The organism is Brevirhabdus pacifica (assembly GCF_002797755.1).
Taxonomy (GTDB): Bacteria; Pseudomonadota; Alphaproteobacteria; order Rhodobacterales; family Rhodobacteraceae; genus Brevirhabdus; species Brevirhabdus pacifica.
This window is the reverse complement of record NZ_PGFI01000011.1, coordinates 1378303-1393714: the sequence shown is the minus strand read 5'-3', so window position 1 is coordinate 1393714 and position 15412 is coordinate 1378303. Positions and strand designations below refer to the sequence as shown.

Below are 15412 nucleotides of genomic sequence, written 5' to 3'. Positions count from 1 at the left end.
TCAAACAATGGACTACTGGGACGATCTGAAGTTCCTTCTGGCGGTCAATGACGCCGGCACCATGTCGGGTGCCGCGCGGGCGCTGAACACCAACGTCGCCACGGTCTCGCGCCGCATCGACCGGCTGAGCCAGAAGCTTGAGGTCGAGGTGCTGATCAAGACGCCCGACGGCTGGATCGCCAACCCCGAGGTCGAGGGGATGATCGCCTCGGCCTCGGCCTTCAGCCACGAACTCAAGCGTGAACAGAACCGCATGCTCTTCTCGGCGCCCGATACCCGGGTGCCCGTGCGCATCGGTGCGCCGATCGCGTTTTCGACCTATATGTTCACGCCATACATCAAGGACCTGCTGGACGCGCTTCCGAACGTGACGGTCGAGCTTTACCACCGGTTCTTCGAGGAAGGGCTGGGCGACAACGACATTGTGGTCGTGCCCTGGCCGCCGAAGCGCGGGCGTCTGATCACCCGCAAGGCCGGCACCATCATGGTCGGTGTCTATGGCAAGAAGGGCGGATCGCGCACCGGGCCGTGGATCGGTCTGCAAAAGGAAAACGAACGCAGCCCCCAGCACCAGATGGCGATGAACTACTTCCGCGAACCGCCGACGATCCGCATGGATCACTTCAACTCGGTGCTGGAAGGGATCCTAAAAACCGGCATGCCGGGGCCCCTTCCCAGCTTCATCGGACGCAGCCACGACGACCTGGTCGAGCTTACGCCGCCGGCCCAGATGGTGCAGATCCAGTTCTGGCTATGCTACCACCAGACCAGGCGTCATGACCCGGTCATCGACCTGCTTGTCGAGTGGGTGATTTCGTCCATTCGGAAGTCTGTACAAAAGTCGGATACCTGAAAGTGCAAAGGCCGGTTTGCGTTCTGGGACATTGTTGTCACTCATAAGTTGTGTATCGTTAACCATAACGCAGTAGAAAACTGCGATTATATAGGCAGTACACCCATGAGCACACTTCTCTCTACCCTCCAGTGCGGATTCCGAGTCGGGCTTGGCCTGGTGCTTTTCAGCCATTCCACCGCCACGCTGATCTCCCCGGCCTTTTCCGCCAACGCAAGCTCTGTCGTTTCCTCCGGTCACCTTCCGACCTTCGCGTCGCTCGCCCTGAACGGGCTGCTGTTGATCATCAGCATCTGGCTGTTCTTTGGCGTGCGCACCCGGGTCGTGGCCCTGACCGGTTCGCTTCTCTACGTCAGCTACTCCCTCTATCACGCCAGCGCCGAGATCGTGCCGACAGACGTGTCGGTCCCCGTCCTGCTGGTCGCGATCCTGGCGGCCCCGCTGGTCGCGTTCGGTGGCGGGCAGTACTCGATGTACAAGAAGGGTTGGCAGGGCGTTCTCTGACACATCACAGTTTTCCACGGGAAAAGACCGGCTGTTCGCAGCCGGTCTTTTCTTTTGTGCAGAAGCGTTTGTCGCGCCCCGCTCAGCTGTGCATGCGCAGCACGGGGTAGAGTGAGGCCACCAGAAGCGCCGCCATGCTGACGTTGAAGACCCGCAAGCGCGTTGCGTTCGACAACCACTGGCGCAGTACGGTGCCCAGCCAGGCCCAGACCGAGATCGCGGGAAAGCTGACCAGCGCGAAGGCCCCGGCGACGATCCCGACCGAGACCAGCGAGCGGTCCGGTGCGTAAAGCGTGACCGCCGTCAGGCACATGGCCCAGGCCTTGGGATTGACCCACTGGAACGCCAGCGCCTGAAAAAAGCTCATCGGGCGACCGTCGATCTCACCCTGCTGGACCGGGGCCGCCATGGCGATCCGCGCGGCCAGCCACAGAAGATAGATGACCGAGACCACCTGAAGAACGGTGCCCAGCACAGGCATGGCGTCGAACAGCGCCATCAGACCCGCGCCCACCAGCAGCGCCATCGCCGTCACACCGCCGACAATGCCAAGCATGTGCGGCAGGGTGCGGCGGAAGCCGTAATTGGCACCCGATGCCATCAGCATCAGGTTGTTGGGCCCCGGGGTGACGGTGGCAACGAAAGCAAAGCCCACGAGAGCGGTCAGGACAGCGATACTCATTTAGGGGGAGGCCTTTGGTTGATTGACCGCAACAATAGGTCATATATGGCGCAATGTTCCGCCTAAGATGGCGCCACTACCACAGATTGGACAACGAATGACCAACATGGACGCCCTGGAACAGAAAATATTGCGCGAGCTTCGCCGCGATGGTCGCATCAGCAACGTGGCCCTGGCCGAGCGGGTCGGCCTGTCGCCCTCGGCCTGTCTGCGCCGGGTGCAAGAACTGGAGCGGATCGGCGTCATCCGCGGCTACCGGGTCGTCACCGACCCCGAGCGAATGGGCCGGGGATTCGTGGCCTATGTGATGGTGGGCCTGTCGTCCCACACCAAGGCTGCCCAAGAAGGGTTCGAACGCGCGATGGCCGTCGCCCCCGAGGTGGTCGAATGCCACAATATCGCCGGCGCCTTCGAATATATCCTCCGTGTCGAAAGCGCGGATCTGGGCGAATACAAGCGCTTCCACACCGAGGTGCTTGGCACCCGCTCCCATGTCAACGCGCTGACCTCCTACATCGTGATGGGCTCGCCCAAGGACGAACGGGCGGGCTGAACCCGGGCTGCCGGTCGCGATCGTGGGTTCTGGCCCCTTCCCAATGTGCGCCGCATCCACTAAATCCCGGCCATGGAAAAAAGACTGAACATCGTGGGCGGCGGAATGGCCGGCTCGGAAGCCGCCTGGCAGGCCGTCAACATGGGCGTGCCCGTCACCATTCACGAGATGCGCCCGGGCGTCGAGACATTCGCCCACAAGACCGGCGATCTGGCCGAGATGGTGTGCTCCAACAGCTTCCGCTCGGATGATGACGAGGCCAACGCCGTGGGGCTGCTGCATTGGGAAATGCGTGCGGCCGACGGGCTGATCATGGAAATGGCAGACCGCCACTCCCTTCCGGCCGGCGGCGCGCTGGCGGTGGACCGCGATGCCTTCTCGGCCGCGGTGACCGAGCGGCTGCGCGCCCATCCCCTGGTCAAGGTCGAGCCGGCCGAGATCACCACCCTGCCCGACGACGGCACCTGGATCATCGCGACCGGGCCGCTGACCTCCGGCAACCTGGCCGAGGCGATCCGCGGCGTCACCGGCCAGCAGTCGCTGGCCTTCTTCGACGCCATCGCGCCCATCGTCTACGCCGACACGGTGGATATGGACACGGCCTGGCTTCAGTCCCGCTATGACAAGGGCGAGACAGAGGAAGAGCGGACCGCCTACCTCAACTGCCCCATGACCCGCGACCAGTACGAGGCCTTCATCGACGCCCTGCTGGCCGCCGACAAGACCGAGTTCAAGCCCGGCGAGACGGCCGGATATTTCGATGGCTGCCTGCCGATCGAGGTGATGGCCGAACGCGGCCGCGAAACTTTGCGCTTCGGTCCAATGAAACCCGTGGGTCTGACAAACGCGCACCAGCCCGATGTCAAACCCTACGCGGTGGTGCAGCTGCGCCGCGACAACGCGCTTGGCACGCTCTACAACATCGTCGGTTTCCAGACGAAGATGAAATACGGCGCCCAGACCGAGGTGTTCCGCATGATCCCGGGCCTCGAGAAGGCCGGTTTCGCGCGGCTGGGGGGCATTCATCGCAACACGTTCCTCAACTCGCCCACGCTGCTGGACGACCGGATGCGGCTGAAAACGCATCCGCACATCCGCTTTGCCGGCCAGATCACCGGCGTCGAGGGGTATGTGGAATCGGCGGCGATGGGCCTTCTGGCCGGCCGCATGGCCGCGGCCCAGATCCTCGGGCGTGACCTGCCCCCGCCGCCGCCTCAGACCGCGACCGGCGCACTGATCCACCACATCACCGGCGGTGCCGAGGCCAAGACCTTCCAGCCGATGAACGTCAACTTCGGTCTTTTCCCGCCGCTGACGGACGTCAAGGGCGGGCGGCGCAACCGCAAGGATCGCTACAAGGCCTATACCGACCGCGCCAAGGCCGATTACAGCGCCTGGCTGGCCCATGTGCCCGAACCGGCCTGACGAACACCCGGCGCCCGGCGCCTATGTCACCCGCTTCGCGCCCTCCCCGACAGGGCCGCTGCACCTGGGCCATGCCTATTCGGCATTGATCGGATACCGGCGCGCCCAGGCGCGGGGCGGCACCTTCCTGTTGCGGATCGAGGATCTGGACCAGGCCCGGTCCCGCCCCGAGTGGGAGGAGCTGTTGATGTGGGACCTTTCGTGGCTTGGCATCGACTGGCCCCGCCCCGCATGGCGACAGTCCGAGCGGCTGGATGCCTATGGCGCGGCGCTCGACCAGCTATGGGCGCGCGGCCTGCTTTACCCTTGCCGCTGTTCGCGCGCCGATATCCGCGCCGCCGCCGATGCCCCCCAGGAGGGCGCACCGCGTTTCGGGCCCGACGGGTTGATCTACCCGGGCACATGCCGGCCCGCCGCGCCGCAGGTTCCCCCCGGCCCGCGTCCGACCGATTGCGCCCTGCGCCTCGACATGGTCCGGGCCACCGCCGGGATGGATCCGCTATGGTTCGATGAAAGCGGCGCCTCCCCCGATGGGCAAAGCGGCCGGATCGAGGTTACGCCGCAGGACTTGATCGAAGGGGTCGGCGACGTGGTGCTGGCCCGGCGCGACATGCAGGCGGCCTATCACCTGGCGGTGGTGGTGGATGATGCGGCCCAAGGGGTAAGCGAGGTGGTGCGCGGCGCCGATCTGTTCGATGCGACCGCGATCCACGTGCTGCTGCAACGGCTTCTGGGCCTGCCGCATCCGGCCTATCACCACCACGGCCTTATCCGGGACGAGGCGGGCAAGCGGCTGGCAAAGCGTGACGATGCCCGGGCCCTTGCGACCTATCGCGATGCGGGGCTTTCCCCCGCCGACATCCGCCGCATGGTCGGGCTTGATTAAGCCACGCCGGGCCTCAGGCCTCGGGCGCCATCAGCTCGACCTCTGCGCCCTCGCGCACTGCGGTGTAGAAACAGCTGCGGCGGTTGGTGTGGCAGGCGGGTCCCGTCTGGCGCACCCGCAGCAGCAGGCAATCGCGGTCGCAATCGACCCGCAGGTCCACAAGCTCCTGCACGTGACCGCTGCTTTCGCCCTTGATCCAGAAGCTCTGGCGTGACCGGGACCAATAGGTGACGCGGCCGGTGTCCAGCGTGCGGGCCAGGGATTCGGCGTTCATCCAGGCCATCATCAGCACCTCGCCGCTGTCGGCGTCCTGCGCGATGGCGGGGATCAGGCCCCGATCGTCGTATCGCAGCGATTTGGGATCGAATTCCATGTGCCTCGTCCTTTGCAATCCGTGCAGCCGGGTTTATCTAAGGGGACAGAACCGAAAGAGAAACCCATGACCGCCGAAACCGACCTCATCAAACTCTACTCGGACCGGATCCTGGCGCTGGCCGCCGACATCCCCCACACCGACCGCCTTGAAAATCCCGATGCCACGGTCAAGCGCCGCTCGCCGCTTTGCGGCTCGACGGTTGCGGTGGACGTGCGCGTCGAGGGTGAGCGCCTGGTCGATTTCGGCCAGGACGTGAAGGCCTGTGCCCTGGGGCAGGCGGCGGCCTCGGTGGTGGCGGCGAATGTGATCGGCCGCGACCGGGCCGAGATCCGCGCCGGCCGCGACCAGCTTCTGGCCATGCTGAAATCGGACGGTCCCGTGCCCGAGCCCCCTTTCGACGGGCTTGAGGTCCTGCTGCCGGCCCGCGACTACAAGAACCGCCATGCGTCGATCATGCTGGCGTTCGAGGCGATCTGCGAGGCGATGGACCAGGCCGTGAACTCGGCCTGCGCCTGACAGCCGCGCGGGGCGCCTGTCGCGCTCCCTTCTCTTACATTGATGACAAAAAAAACCGCCGCGCTCCGGGGAAGGAGGCGGCGGAAGTAGGGTCTGTTGCATCCGGCGTGATCGGGGGGGTGACCGATCCCAGGCAGGTGCCCCGGGCGGGGCGGTGACGTCATGTCTTGGGGAAACAGAGCGTCGGGCCGGACAAGACCGCAGGCAGTGTCAACCGAAGCCCGGCAGGCTGAGCCCGCCTAGAAGGATCACAACCAGGGCGAACCCGCCGATCGCGTCCTTGGCGAAACTCGCCGGGGAGCGGGCGACGGCAATCCGGACAATCTCGGTCATGATGCGTTCCTTTCTGACTTCTGTTGCCACTTTGTTCTCATTTCGCGGCCCCGAAGTAAAGAACTTTATGGGAACATTCCGGAACATTTGTTGCCAACTCGGCCTAACCGACTGAAATCAAACGGATCGCGCTGTCCTGTTTCATCAGCCACAACAGCACCCGCGCCGCCTGCCCACGGGGTCCGGTCAGGTCCGAATCCTCGGCCAGCAGCTTGCGGGCGTCCGATTGGGCCACCTGCATCAGGTCGGCTTGGCGTTCGATATCGGCGATGCGGAAACGTGGCAGGCCCGACTGGGCGGTGCCGATCAGGTCGCCCGCGCCGCGCATGGCCAGGTCCGCCTCGGCGATGCGAAACCCGTCCTCGGTCTCGCGAAGGATCGACAGCCGCTTGCGCCCGGCCTCGCTGAGCGGCTCGCCGAACATCAGCAGGCAGGTCGAAGCCTCGGAGCCGCGCCCGACCCGACCGCGAAGCTGGTGAAGCTGCGCCAGGCCAAAGATCTCGGCCCGCTCGACCACCATGATCGAGGCGTTGGGCACGTTGACCCCGACCTCGATCACCGTCGTCGCGACCAGGATCCGGCTGCGCCCGGCCACGAAATTGGCCATGGCGGCATCCTTCTCGGCAGCCGGCATCTGGCCGTGGACCAGCCCAACCTTGTCGCCGCCGAAGATGGCCCGCAGGGCCTTGAACCGCTCTTCCGCGGCAGTCAGGTCGCTTTGTTCGCTCTCATCCACCAACGGGCAGACCCAATAGGCCTGCCGCCCTTCGTCGACGGCGCGGCGCAGACGGTCGATCACCTCTGCCATCCGCTCGAACGACACGAGGGCGGTTTTCACGGGCGTCCGTCCGGGCGGCTTCTCATCGAGGATGGAGACATCCATGTCGCCGTATTGCGACAGCGCCAGAGAGCGCGGGATCGGCGTGGCCGTCATCACCAGCACATCCACCCACCGCCCCTTGGCGCCCAGGTCCATGCGCTGGCGCACCCCGAAGCGGTGCTGCTCGTCGATGATCGCAAGCCGCAGGTCGGCGAATTCCACGTCCTTCTGGAAAACAGCGTGGGTGCCGACCAGAATGTCGATCCGCCCCGCGGCCAGATCCTCGAGCTTGCGGCGCCGCTCGGCACCCCGGTCGCGGCCCGTCAGGATCTCAAGCCGCACGCCGGCCGAGCGTGCGAGCGGCTCAAGCCCTTCCAGGTGCTGGCGCGCCAGGATCTCGGTCGGGGCCATCATCACCCCCTGCCCGCCCGCCTCGACCGCGATCAGCAGCGCCATCAACGCCACCAAGGTCTTGCCAGAACCTACATCGCCCTGAAGCAGCCGGTTCATCCGATGCGCGGCCCCCATGTCGCCCGCGATCTCCGAGATGGCGCGGATCTGCGCCCCGGTCGGGCGGAAGGGCAATTCGGCCAGCACCTTGTCCTGCAAGCGACCGTCGCCGGTCGAGGCGCGGCCGCTCTTGCGCCGCTGAGAGGCCCGCGCCAGCGCCAGCGTCAGCTGATGCGCCAGAAGCTCGTCATAGGCCAGCCGTTCGCGGGCCGGGGTCAGGGGTTGCAGGTCGGCGGCGTTCTGGGGGGCGTGGGCCTCGGCCATCGCCTGGTGCCAGTCAGGCCAGTGGGCACGGGCCTTCTGGCCCGGGTCAATCCACTCGGCCAGCTCGGGCACCCGGGGAAGGGCCGCCGCCACGGCCTTGGTAAATCCGCGCAGGGTCAGGCCGGCGGTCAGAGGGTAGACCGGCTCGAACGCCGGGATCGTGCCGGCCTCCTCCGGGCGGATGACGTGATCGGGGTGGGCCATCTGCACCATCCCGTCGAAAAGCTCGATCCGGCCCGAAACGATGCGCTTCTGCCCGTTGGGCAGCAATTTCTGAACGTAATCGCCGCGCGCATGAAAGAAGATGATGCGGAATTCGGCATGCGCGTCCGAGACGCTGACCCGGTGCGGCCGCCCCCGCCCCGAGGGGGGATCGTGGCGATCGACCGTCACCTCGACCGTCACGACCGAGGGCACGGGCGCGCCCTTGACGCTGTCGCGCGGGCGCCTGTCGATGCCGCCCGTGGGCAGGGTCATCAGCAAATCGCGCGGGCTTTCGATGTCCAGCGCGGCGAAGGTACGCGCGGTCTTCTCGCCCACCCCCTCAAGGGTCTCCAAGCCCGCAAACAGCGGGAACAGGATGGGGGGACGGCCCGCCACGCGCCCTAAAGCCCGCCCGTGAGGGTCAGCCAGGCGTCCTCGTCCAGCACCTCGACCCCCAGCTCGGCGGCCTTGGTCGCCTTGGATCCGGCGCCAGGCCCCGCCACCAGGTAATCCGTCCGCGCCGAGACCGAGCCTGCCACCTTGGCGCCCAAGGCCTCGGCCCGGGACTTGGCCTCGGCCCGGGTCATCCGCTCCAGCTTGCCGGTGAAGACGACGGTCTTGCCCGCGACAACGCTGTCGCCGGGATCGGGGGCCGCGACGGCTTCGACCTCCAGCTCGGCGACCAGACGCTCGATCGAGGCGCGTTCCCGGTCCTGCTGCAACGTCGTCACGAGCGAGGTCGCCATGACCTCCCCCACCCCGTCGATGTCGTTCAGCGCCTGCCAGGCGGGCGCGTCGGTCCCTTCGGCGGCGGCATCCATCGCCTGGGCGAAGGCCTCCCAGGTGCCGTAGTGGCGGGCCAGAAGGTTGGCGGCATTCTCGCCCACGTGGCGAATGCCCAGGGCGAAGATCAGCCGGTTGAGGGGGATGCGGCGCCGCTCGTCGATTGCGTTGAGCAGGTTGGCGGCGGATTTCTCGCCCCAACCTTCGCGGTTCTTGAGCTGTCGCGGCCCCGAGCCGTAACGCGCGCGCAGGCGGAAGATGTCGGCCGGCTCGGCGATCCATTCGTCGCGGTAAAGCGCCTCCACCTGGCGCGCGCCCAGCCCCTCGATGTCGAAGGCCGCGCGGCTGACAAAATGGCGCAGGCGCTCGACCGCCTGGGCCGGGCAGATCAGCCCGCCGGTGCAGCGCCGCACAGCGTCGCCCTCCTCGCGGATCGCCTCCGATCCGCATTCGGGACAGGTATCGGGAAAGACGTAAGGCTCGGCCCCATCGGGCCTAGCGGCCAGGTCGACATCGGCGATCTTGGGAATGACGTCGCCGGCGCGGTAGACCTGGACCCGGTCGCCGATGCGGATGTCCTTGCCCTCGCGGATCTCCTCGCCGCGGCTGTCGCGGCCGGCGATGTAATCCTCGTTGTGCAGGGTGGCATTGGCGACAACCACGCCGCCCACCGTGACGGGGCGAAGCCGGGCCACGGGCGACAGCGCGCCGGTGCGCCCGACCTGAATGTCGATCCCTTCCAGCCGGGTCCAGGCCAGCTCGGCCGGGAATTTGTGCGCCAGCGCCCAGCGGGGCGTGGTCGAGCGGAAGCCAAGGCGGCGCTGAAGCTCCAGGTCGTCGACCTTGTAGACGACGCCGTCGATGTCGTAGCCGAGGGTCGCGCGGTCCTCCTCGATCCGGTGATAATGGGCCAGCAGATCCTCGGGCGTGGACAGCCTGCGGGTCAGGGGGTTGGTCTCGAACCCCAGCGCGGCAAGCCGCTCGATGGCGCCCATCTGGGTGTCGGCCAAAGGCTCCGAAAGGCTGCCCCAGCCATAGGCGAAGAAAGCCAGCGGCCGGGCGCGGGTGATCTCGGCGTCTAGCTGGCGCAGGGATCCGGCGGCGGCGTTGCGCGGATTGGCAAAGGGTTTCTTGCCCTGGGCAAGCTGGGTGCGGTTCAGCTCGGCGAAATCGTCGTGGCGCATGTAGACCTCGCCGCGCACTTCCAGCAGATCGGGCGCCCCGGACAGCTTCTGGGGCAGGCCCTGGATGGTGCGGGCGTTGGCGGTGACATTCTCGCCCACCGACCCGTCGCCGCGGGTGGCGGCGGTCACCAGAACGCCCTTTTCATAGCGCAGCGACAGGGACAGGCCGTCGATCTTCGGTTCGGCCGTGAAGGCAAGCTCGGCGTCGCGGGCAAGGCCCAGGTACTTGCGGACACGCTCGACGAACTCGGTGATCTCCTCGTCCTCGAAGGCGTTCGAGAGGGACAGCATCCGCTGCTCATGCTCGACCTTGGAAAACCCCTCGGCGATGGTGCCGCCGACCTTTTCCGATGGGCTGTCGGGGCGTTTCAGCGCCGGAAAGCGCGCCTCGATCGCTTCGTTGCGGCGGCGCAGGGCGTCGTAGGTCGCGTCGTCGATGACGGGGGCGTCGTCGGTGTGATAGGCGCGGTCGGCCTCTGCGATGCGCGCGGCAAGGCGGGCCAGCTCGGCGCGGGCGGTCTTCTCGTCCAGCGCCTCGACCGGCGTGTCGGCGGCGCCCTTCGCGGCGGGGTCTGCCCCGGCCGTGCCTTCGTCCCCGCGCGGGGCGGTCGTGCCCTCGCCGGTGTCGTCCTCGCCCTGCCCGCTGCGCAAACTGTCGGTGCCCATGCACGCCCTCCTGTCCGCCCCTGCCACGGGGCTCAGGCGATGTGATAGGAGGCAGCGGCGCCCGCGTCCAGTGGCCGCCCGGATTGGCACGCGGTTTCGCGGGGCTTTAGGGGGGGGCTTCGAGGGGCGTCCGGCGCCACTCGGGCCACCGTGTACAGAGGGCCTTGAAACCTGCCCAATAGGGCCGCCCACCCGACGCAGACCCCGGAACCGAAGCCGAGTAGATGACAGGCGCAGGGGCAGGACAGACACCCCGAGCCGTCCCTGCGCGACGACGGCACACAGCGACCTGCCGTCTCAGATCCCCGTATCCAGCGCCCGAGACCTAACCCCCGAGGCCATGCCCTGCCCCTTGGTCCTCATCCGTGTCAGGCAACCGCCTCGCGGCCGGGCGTGTCATCCTCGGCCGGCACCGGGTCGCGCAGTACGTAGCCGCGCCCCCACACCGTCTCGATAAAACTTTGCCCGTCCGTGGCCTGCGAGAGTTTCTTGCGAAGCTTGCAGATGAAGACATCGATGATCTTCAACTCCGGCTCGTCCATGCCCCCATAGAGATGGTTGAGGAACATCTCCTTGGTCAGGGTCGTGCCCTTGCGCAGGCTCAGCAGTTCCAGCATCTGGTATTCCTTGCCCGTCAGGTGCACCGCCTTGCCGTCGGCGGCCACCGTCTTGGCGTCGAGGTTCACCTCGATGCAGCCGGTCTTGATGATCGATTGCGAATGGCCCTTGGACCGGCGGATGATCGCGTGGATGCGCGCCACCAGCTCCTCCCGGTGGAAGGGCTTGGTGAGGTAGTCATCCGCACCAAAGCCGAAGCCCTTGATCTTGTTCTCGGTATCGGCCGATCCCGACAGGATCAGGATCGGCGTTTCGATCCTGGCCAGACGAAGCTGGCGCAGCACCTCGTGCCCGCTCATGTCCGGAAGGTTCAGATCCAGCAGGATCAGGTCGTAATCGTATAACCTGGCCAGATCGATCCCCTCTTCGCCCAGCGTGGTCGAGTAGACGTTGAGGTTGGCATGGCTGAGCATCAACTCGATGCTCTTGGTTGTGGTCGGGTCGTCTTCGACTAGCAGAACGCGCATCGGACTCTCCTACTGAGGCACTCACAAATACTTTGCAGAAAACGGTTAATGGCTAGTTACCAATGCAAGGCTACAAGGATGGGTCGTTCTGCGTCCAAGAAATTATCTAAACTTGCGCAGGCTCGTGGCCTTCAGCGCCCCCTCCCCGTGGTTCCTGACGGCCGCGATCCAGCCCTGCAACTCCTCCCCGGACAGGTCGTAGGATCGGCATGCCTGTTCGGCCGTCAGCTTGCCGCCCAGGACCGCGTGCACCACCGCCGCCTTGCGGCTGGCGACCCAGCGCCGGACAGAGCGGGGTGGCAGCCCCGCGGCACCGTCACCCGCAGCATCTTCCTCCTCCGTGATTTCCTTTTCTATTTGCATGGCGGATCCTCCCTATTCCGGCCGGGCCGAAATTGCCCGGTGTGGGTCAAAGCCTTCCCCGGGCGCGTTTAGAAGTGGTGAAAACCGGGGGTTGAGAATAGCGGGCATTTTCTTATATTCTGCGCCACTTCCGTCCCCCTCCCGGACCAGAGGTCTTTCAATGCCCCTCGATACCCCCGCCCACCCGATCAATTCGCTGGGCTTTGCCAAGCCGCCCTCGGAAACACGGGTCGTGGTCGCCATGTCGGGCGGCGTCGACAGCTCGGTCGTGGCCGCGATGCTGGCCGAGGAAGGCTATGACGTGGTGGGCGTCACGCTGCAGCTTTACGATCACGGGGCCGCCTTGGCCAAGAAAGGCGCCTGCTGTGCGGGGCGCGACATCCATGATGCCCGCCGCGTGGCCGAGGCGATGGGCTTTCCCCATTACGTGCTGGATTATGAAAATGTCTTCCGCGACGCGGTGATGGACGAGTTTGCCGACAGCTATCTGGGCGGTGCGACGCCCGTGCCCTGCATCCGCTGCAACGAGCGGGTGAAGTTCAAGGACCTGCTGGAAACCGCCAAGGACCTCGAAGCCGACTGCATGGCCACCGGCCATTACATCGCCCGTGCCGACGGCCCCGGCGGCCCCGAATTGCACAGCGCCGCCGACCCGGCCCGCGACCAGAGCTATTTCCTGTTCTCGACCACGCCCGAACAGCTGTCCTTCCTGCGTTTTCCGTTGGGCCATCTGAAAAGCAAGGCCGAGACCCGGGCGCTGGCCGCGAAATACGGGCTGATGGTGGCCGACAAGCCCGACAGTCAGGACATCTGCTTCGTGCCCGACGGCAATTACGCAAGCGTCATCGAGAAACTGCGCCCTGGCGCGGCCGAGCCGGGCGAGATCGTCGATACCGAGGGCCGCGTCTTGGGCACCCACCGGGGCGTTATCCATTACACGATCGGCCAGCGGCGCGGCCTGGGCATCGGCGGGCTCAGCGATCCGCTTTACGTGGTCAAGCTGGATGTCGACAACAAGCGCGTGGTGGTCGGGCCGAAATCGGACCTTGCCACGCGGCAGGTCCCGGTGCGCGAGATCAACTGGCTGGGCGAAGCGCCTTTCGACAGCCGCGAGGAGTGGCACGTGGCGGTCAAGGTCCGCTCAACCCGGCCGCCGACGCCGGCGGTGATCCGGCCACTTTCGCCCACCACCGCCACGGTCGAGCTGGCGGAGGCCGAGGAAGGCGTGAGTCCGGGACAGGCCTGCGTGTTCTACGATACCGAAAGTAGCCGCATCTTCGGCGGCGGCTGGATCTGGCGCGGCTACTAGGCGCCGCCTGACCGGCGCTCACGCAGCCCGTCCAGAACGGCGCGGGCCGCGCGCAGGCCCGGATCCTCGCCGCCCCGGCCCAACCGCTCCATCGTCAGGGCCATAGCGCCCTGCTGGCCGTCGCGGGCGGCCGGATCATCCATCAGATTCACCAGCGCCTCGGCGATGGGGCCCGGCCGGCAGTCGTCGGCCAGAAACTCGGGGATGGTGCGGCTTTCGGCGACCAAGTTGACCAGGGTCACCGTGTCCGTGCGCAGCATCGGCAGCATGATCCGCCGGCTCAGCCAATTCATATCATAGGCAATCACCATGGGCGTGTCCGCCGCCGCCAGTTCAAGCGAGACCGTCCCCGAAGCCGCCAGCGCCACGTCCGCCGCCGCCAATGCCGCGCGCTTTCGCGCCTCGGCGGCGTCGGGCTCCATTCCCCGGGGATCCAGGATGATCGGGCGAACTTTCCAGTCAGCGCAGGCCTCGGCGACCATCCCCGCGACCTGGCGTCCGGCGGGCAGGACGACGCGGGCGTCGGGATGGCGGGAAAGCACCTTCTCCAGCGCCGCGCCGAAGACGGGCAGCAGCCGGCTGATCTCCCCCCGGCGCGAGCCGGGCAGCAAGACGATCAGCGGCGCGCCATCGGCCACGCCCAGCCCGTCGCGCATCGCCTGCCGCTCATCGGCCGAGACCCGGGGCTCGGCGACCACCGGGTGCCCGACGAAATCGCACCGCATGCCCGCGGCCTCCATGTAGGGCGGCTCGAACGGGAAAAGGGCCAGCACCTGGTCGATCAGCGGCGCCATCTTGGTGGCCCGTCCCGGACGCCAGGCCCAGACGGTCGGCGCCACGTAATGTACCGTCCTGATCCGGCTTTCGGCCCGCACCAGCCGCGCCACGCGCAGGCAGAAATCGGGGCTGTCGATGGTGATGAGCACATCGGGCGGATCTTGCAGAATTTCGCGTGCCGTTTGGCCAATGCGACGTTTCAACTGGCGATATTTGGGCAGCACCTCGGCAATGCCCATGACCGACAGCTCCTCCATCGGGAAGAGGCTGGTCAGCCCCGCATCCTCCATCAACGCGCCGCCGACCCCGGCAAAGCTGGCGTCAGGATCAAGGGCACGCAGGCCGGCCATGAGCGACGCGCCCAGGCGGTCGCCCGAAGGCTCCCCAGCGATCAGGAAATACCTCATGACGCCAGGCCCGCGGGGCGGACCCACAGGAAAAGACCTAGGCGTTCGGCCAGCTCCAGCACCCGATCACGCTCCAGCACCATGACGCCCCCGGCTTCGATGACCACGCCGTCAAGCCCGGCGGCGGCGGCCAGCAGAACCGTCTGGGGCCCGATGGCCGGCAGATCGACGCGGCGGTCCTGGGCCGGCTTTGGCGCCTTGAACAGGATCCCGCCAGACGGCAGGTCAGGCGGATAGTCTAGCCCGTCCACATCGGCACGCGGAGGATCGAGCCCCTCGGTCAAAGCAGCCGGCAGATTGCCAATGGCTATGCGGGCCGCATCACCGCGCCCCGAGAGGGAGCGCAACATCCAGTCGGTGCCCGCCAGCGCCTCGATCGCCAGCGCCTGGCCCCGTGCCACCACGCAGGCCTGGCCGATGTCGGCGGCCCCGAGGGCGGCGACGATCGCCTCGCCGCGCCTTGCGTCCTGGCGCGCCCGGTCATCCGGTCCCGCCTCGGTCAGCACACCGGCGGGCGGCAGCAATTCCGGCAGAAGATCCTGCACCGGGCGGATGGCAAACCCCTTCTCCTCGAAGAGCGCAAGGGTCTCGCGCAGCACCCCGTCATCGCCCGAGTTGATGGCGCGCATCATGCGCGGGACCAGCGGGATCGTCGCCATGTCCAGCGCTTTGGCATCGATGGCCGGGCGGGCGACACGGCCGGCAAAACACACCTCGGTTACGCCCCGCCGGGCCAGTGTCTTGAAAAAACCGCCCAGCTTCTCCACCCGGAACCGCAGGGCGTCGCGCCCCTCGGCGCAATCGGCCGGGTGCCCTTCCAATTCGGCCACGAGGAAGGGGACACCCCGCTCCTCCAGACGTTGGCATATCAGGGTCGGCAGGCCACCCTGCCCTGCGATCAGCGCCAGCATG

General features: G+C 66.9%; 16 protein-coding genes. 7 read left to right on the top strand and 9 right to left on the bottom strand.

The genetic code is table 11. The features are described from left to right. Positions 1-7: 7 nt before the first annotated feature. Complete coding sequence (locus CLV77_RS06625) at positions 8-853, top strand: LysR family transcriptional regulator (protein ID WP_076978718.1); 846 nt, start codon at positions 8-10, stop codon at positions 851-853. A 105-nt stretch (positions 854-958) separates the two neighbouring features. Next, on the top strand, positions 959-1357 hold the full coding sequence (locus tag CLV77_RS06620) for a hypothetical protein (RefSeq protein ID WP_143815097.1): 399 nt from the start codon (positions 959-961) through the stop codon (positions 1355-1357). A gap of 82 nt (positions 1358-1439) precedes the next feature. Here the strand turns inward: CLV77_RS06620 and CLV77_RS06615 are convergent, their stop codons facing one another. Further along, the gene (locus CLV77_RS06615) at positions 1440-2039 is read right to left on the bottom strand and encodes a LysE family translocator (protein WP_076978720.1); all 600 of its coding nucleotides are present in this window, start codon (positions 2037-2039) and stop codon (positions 1440-1442) included. 97 nt (positions 2040-2136) lie between these two features. Between CLV77_RS06615 and CLV77_RS06610 the strand changes: the two genes are divergently transcribed. The 3 genes from CLV77_RS06610 to gluQRS all read left to right on the top strand — a co-directional run bounded on the left by CLV77_RS06610 (position 2137) and on the right by gluQRS (position 4903). Beyond that, a complete protein-coding gene (locus CLV77_RS06610) occupies positions 2137-2592 on the top strand; it encodes an Lrp/AsnC family transcriptional regulator (RefSeq protein WP_076978721.1) in 456 nt (151 codons plus the stop codon). A gap of 72 nt (positions 2593-2664) precedes the next feature. Continuing rightward, positions 2665-4017 (top strand): methylenetetrahydrofolate--tRNA-(uracil(54)-C(5))-methyltransferase (FADH(2)-oxidizing) TrmFO, encoded by a 1353-nt coding sequence (gene trmFO, locus CLV77_RS06605; protein WP_076978722.1) that lies wholly within the window; start codon positions 2665-2667, stop codon positions 4015-4017. Further along, positions 3998-4903: a tRNA glutamyl-Q(34) synthetase GluQRS gene (gene gluQRS / locus CLV77_RS06600; protein ID WP_076978723.1), complete on the top strand. Its 906-nt coding sequence runs from the start codon at positions 3998-4000 to the stop codon at positions 4901-4903. The genes trmFO and gluQRS overlap by 20 nt, the downstream gene beginning before the upstream one ends. A 13-nt stretch (positions 4904-4916) precedes the next feature. Here gluQRS and hisI read toward each other — a convergent pair whose 3' ends face one another. Further along, positions 4917-5276 carry a phosphoribosyl-AMP cyclohydrolase gene (hisI, locus tag CLV77_RS06595; protein ID WP_076978724.1) on the bottom strand — a complete coding sequence of 120 codons (360 nt, stop codon included), beginning with the start codon at positions 5274-5276 and terminating at the stop codon, positions 4917-4919. Positions 5277-5342: 66 nt separating this feature from the next. Between hisI and CLV77_RS06590 the strand changes: the two genes are divergently transcribed. Beyond that, positions 5343-5795, top strand: coding sequence for an iron-sulfur cluster assembly scaffold protein (locus CLV77_RS06590; RefSeq protein WP_076978725.1), 453 nt, complete (start codon positions 5343-5345; stop codon positions 5793-5795). A gap of 210 nt (positions 5796-6005) precedes the next feature. Here CLV77_RS06590 and CLV77_RS16825 read toward each other — a convergent pair whose 3' ends face one another. From CLV77_RS16825 to CLV77_RS06570, 5 genes are all read right to left on the bottom strand, one after another. Beyond that, entirely contained in the window at positions 6006-6128 is a 123-nt protein-coding gene (locus tag CLV77_RS16825; RefSeq protein ID WP_257787323.1) for a hypothetical protein, read from the bottom strand. 103 nt (positions 6129-6231) lie between these two features. Continuing rightward, positions 6232-8322, bottom strand: a complete 2091-nt coding sequence (gene recG / locus CLV77_RS06585) for an ATP-dependent DNA helicase RecG (RefSeq protein ID WP_076978726.1) — start codon at positions 8320-8322, stop codon at positions 6232-6234. A 5-nt stretch (positions 8323-8327) separates the two neighbouring features. Then, on the bottom strand, positions 8328-10559 hold the full coding sequence (gene ligA, locus CLV77_RS06580) for an NAD-dependent DNA ligase LigA (protein WP_083707643.1): 2232 nt from the start codon (positions 10557-10559) through the stop codon (positions 8328-8330). A 368-nt stretch (positions 10560-10927) separates the two neighbouring features. Then, positions 10928-11644: a response regulator transcription factor CtrA gene (gene ctrA, locus CLV77_RS06575; protein WP_076978727.1), complete on the bottom strand. Its 717-nt coding sequence runs from the start codon at positions 11642-11644 to the stop codon at positions 10928-10930. A 102-nt stretch (positions 11645-11746) separates the two neighbouring features. After that, positions 11747-12007, bottom strand: coding sequence for a DUF1153 domain-containing protein (locus CLV77_RS06570; RefSeq protein ID WP_076978728.1), 261 nt, complete (start codon positions 12005-12007; stop codon positions 11747-11749). A gap of 160 nt (positions 12008-12167) precedes the next feature. On the opposite strand from CLV77_RS06570, the gene mnmA reads away from it, so the two are divergent. Beyond that, the gene (gene mnmA / locus CLV77_RS06565; protein ID WP_076978729.1) at positions 12168-13316 is read left to right on the top strand and encodes a tRNA 2-thiouridine(34) synthase MnmA; all 1149 of its coding nucleotides are present in this window, start codon (positions 12168-12170) and stop codon (positions 13314-13316) included. Here the strand turns inward: mnmA and lpxB are convergent. Further along, entirely contained in the window at positions 13313-14500 is a 1188-nt protein-coding gene (gene lpxB, locus CLV77_RS06560) for a lipid-A-disaccharide synthase (RefSeq protein ID WP_076978730.1), read from the bottom strand. The genes mnmA and lpxB overlap by 4 nt on opposite strands. Next, a complete protein-coding gene (locus CLV77_RS06555) occupies positions 14497-15411 on the bottom strand; it encodes an LpxI family protein (protein ID WP_076978731.1) in 915 nt (304 codons plus the stop codon). Before CLV77_RS06555 ends, lpxB begins: the two co-directional genes overlap by 4 nt. Between the last annotated feature and the right edge of the window lies 1 nt (position 15412).

What these genes read in the sequence shown, in the direction of transcription:
- CLV77_RS06625 (WP_076978718.1), top strand. Translation starts at nt 8, where the DNA reads ATGGACTACTGGGACGATCTGAAGTTCCTTCTGGCGGTCAATGACGCC.
- CLV77_RS06620 (WP_143815097.1), top strand. Translation starts at nt 959, where the DNA reads ATGAGCACACTTCTCTCTACCCTCCAGTGCGGATTCCGAGTCGGGCTT.
- CLV77_RS06615 (WP_076978720.1), bottom strand. Translation starts at nt 2,039, where the DNA reads ATGAGTATCGCTGTCCTGACCGCTCTCGTGGGCTTTGCTTTCGTTGCC.
- CLV77_RS06610 (WP_076978721.1), top strand. Translation starts at nt 2,137, where the DNA reads ATGACCAACATGGACGCCCTGGAACAGAAAATATTGCGCGAGCTTCGC.
- trmFO (WP_076978722.1), top strand. Translation starts at nt 2,665, where the DNA reads ATGGAAAAAAGACTGAACATCGTGGGCGGCGGAATGGCCGGCTCGGAA.
- gluQRS (WP_076978723.1), top strand. Translation starts at nt 3,998, where the DNA reads ATGTGCCCGAACCGGCCTGACGAACACCCGGCGCCCGGCGCCTATGTC.
- hisI (WP_076978724.1), bottom strand. Translation starts at nt 5,276, where the DNA reads ATGGAATTCGATCCCAAATCGCTGCGATACGACGATCGGGGCCTGATC.
- CLV77_RS06590 (WP_076978725.1), top strand. Translation starts at nt 5,343, where the DNA reads ATGACCGCCGAAACCGACCTCATCAAACTCTACTCGGACCGGATCCTG.
- CLV77_RS16825 (WP_257787323.1), bottom strand. Translation starts at nt 6,128, where the DNA reads ATGACCGAGATTGTCCGGATTGCCGTCGCCCGCTCCCCGGCGAGTTTC.
- ligA (WP_083707643.1), bottom strand. Translation starts at nt 10,559, where the DNA reads ATGGGCACCGACAGTTTGCGCAGCGGGCAGGGCGAGGACGACACCGGC.
- ctrA (WP_076978727.1), bottom strand. Translation starts at nt 11,644, where the DNA reads ATGCGCGTTCTGCTAGTCGAAGACGACCCGACCACAACCAAGAGCATC.
- CLV77_RS06570 (WP_076978728.1), bottom strand. Translation starts at nt 12,007, where the DNA reads ATGCAAATAGAAAAGGAAATCACGGAGGAGGAAGATGCTGCGGGTGAC.
- mnmA (WP_076978729.1), top strand. Translation starts at nt 12,168, where the DNA reads ATGCCCCTCGATACCCCCGCCCACCCGATCAATTCGCTGGGCTTTGCC.
- lpxB (WP_076978730.1), bottom strand. Translation starts at nt 14,500, where the DNA reads ATGAGGTATTTCCTGATCGCTGGGGAGCCTTCGGGCGACCGCCTGGGC.
- CLV77_RS06555 (WP_076978731.1), bottom strand. Translation starts at nt 15,411, where the DNA reads ATGCTGGCGCTGATCGCAGGGCAGGGTGGCCTGCCGACCCTGATATGC.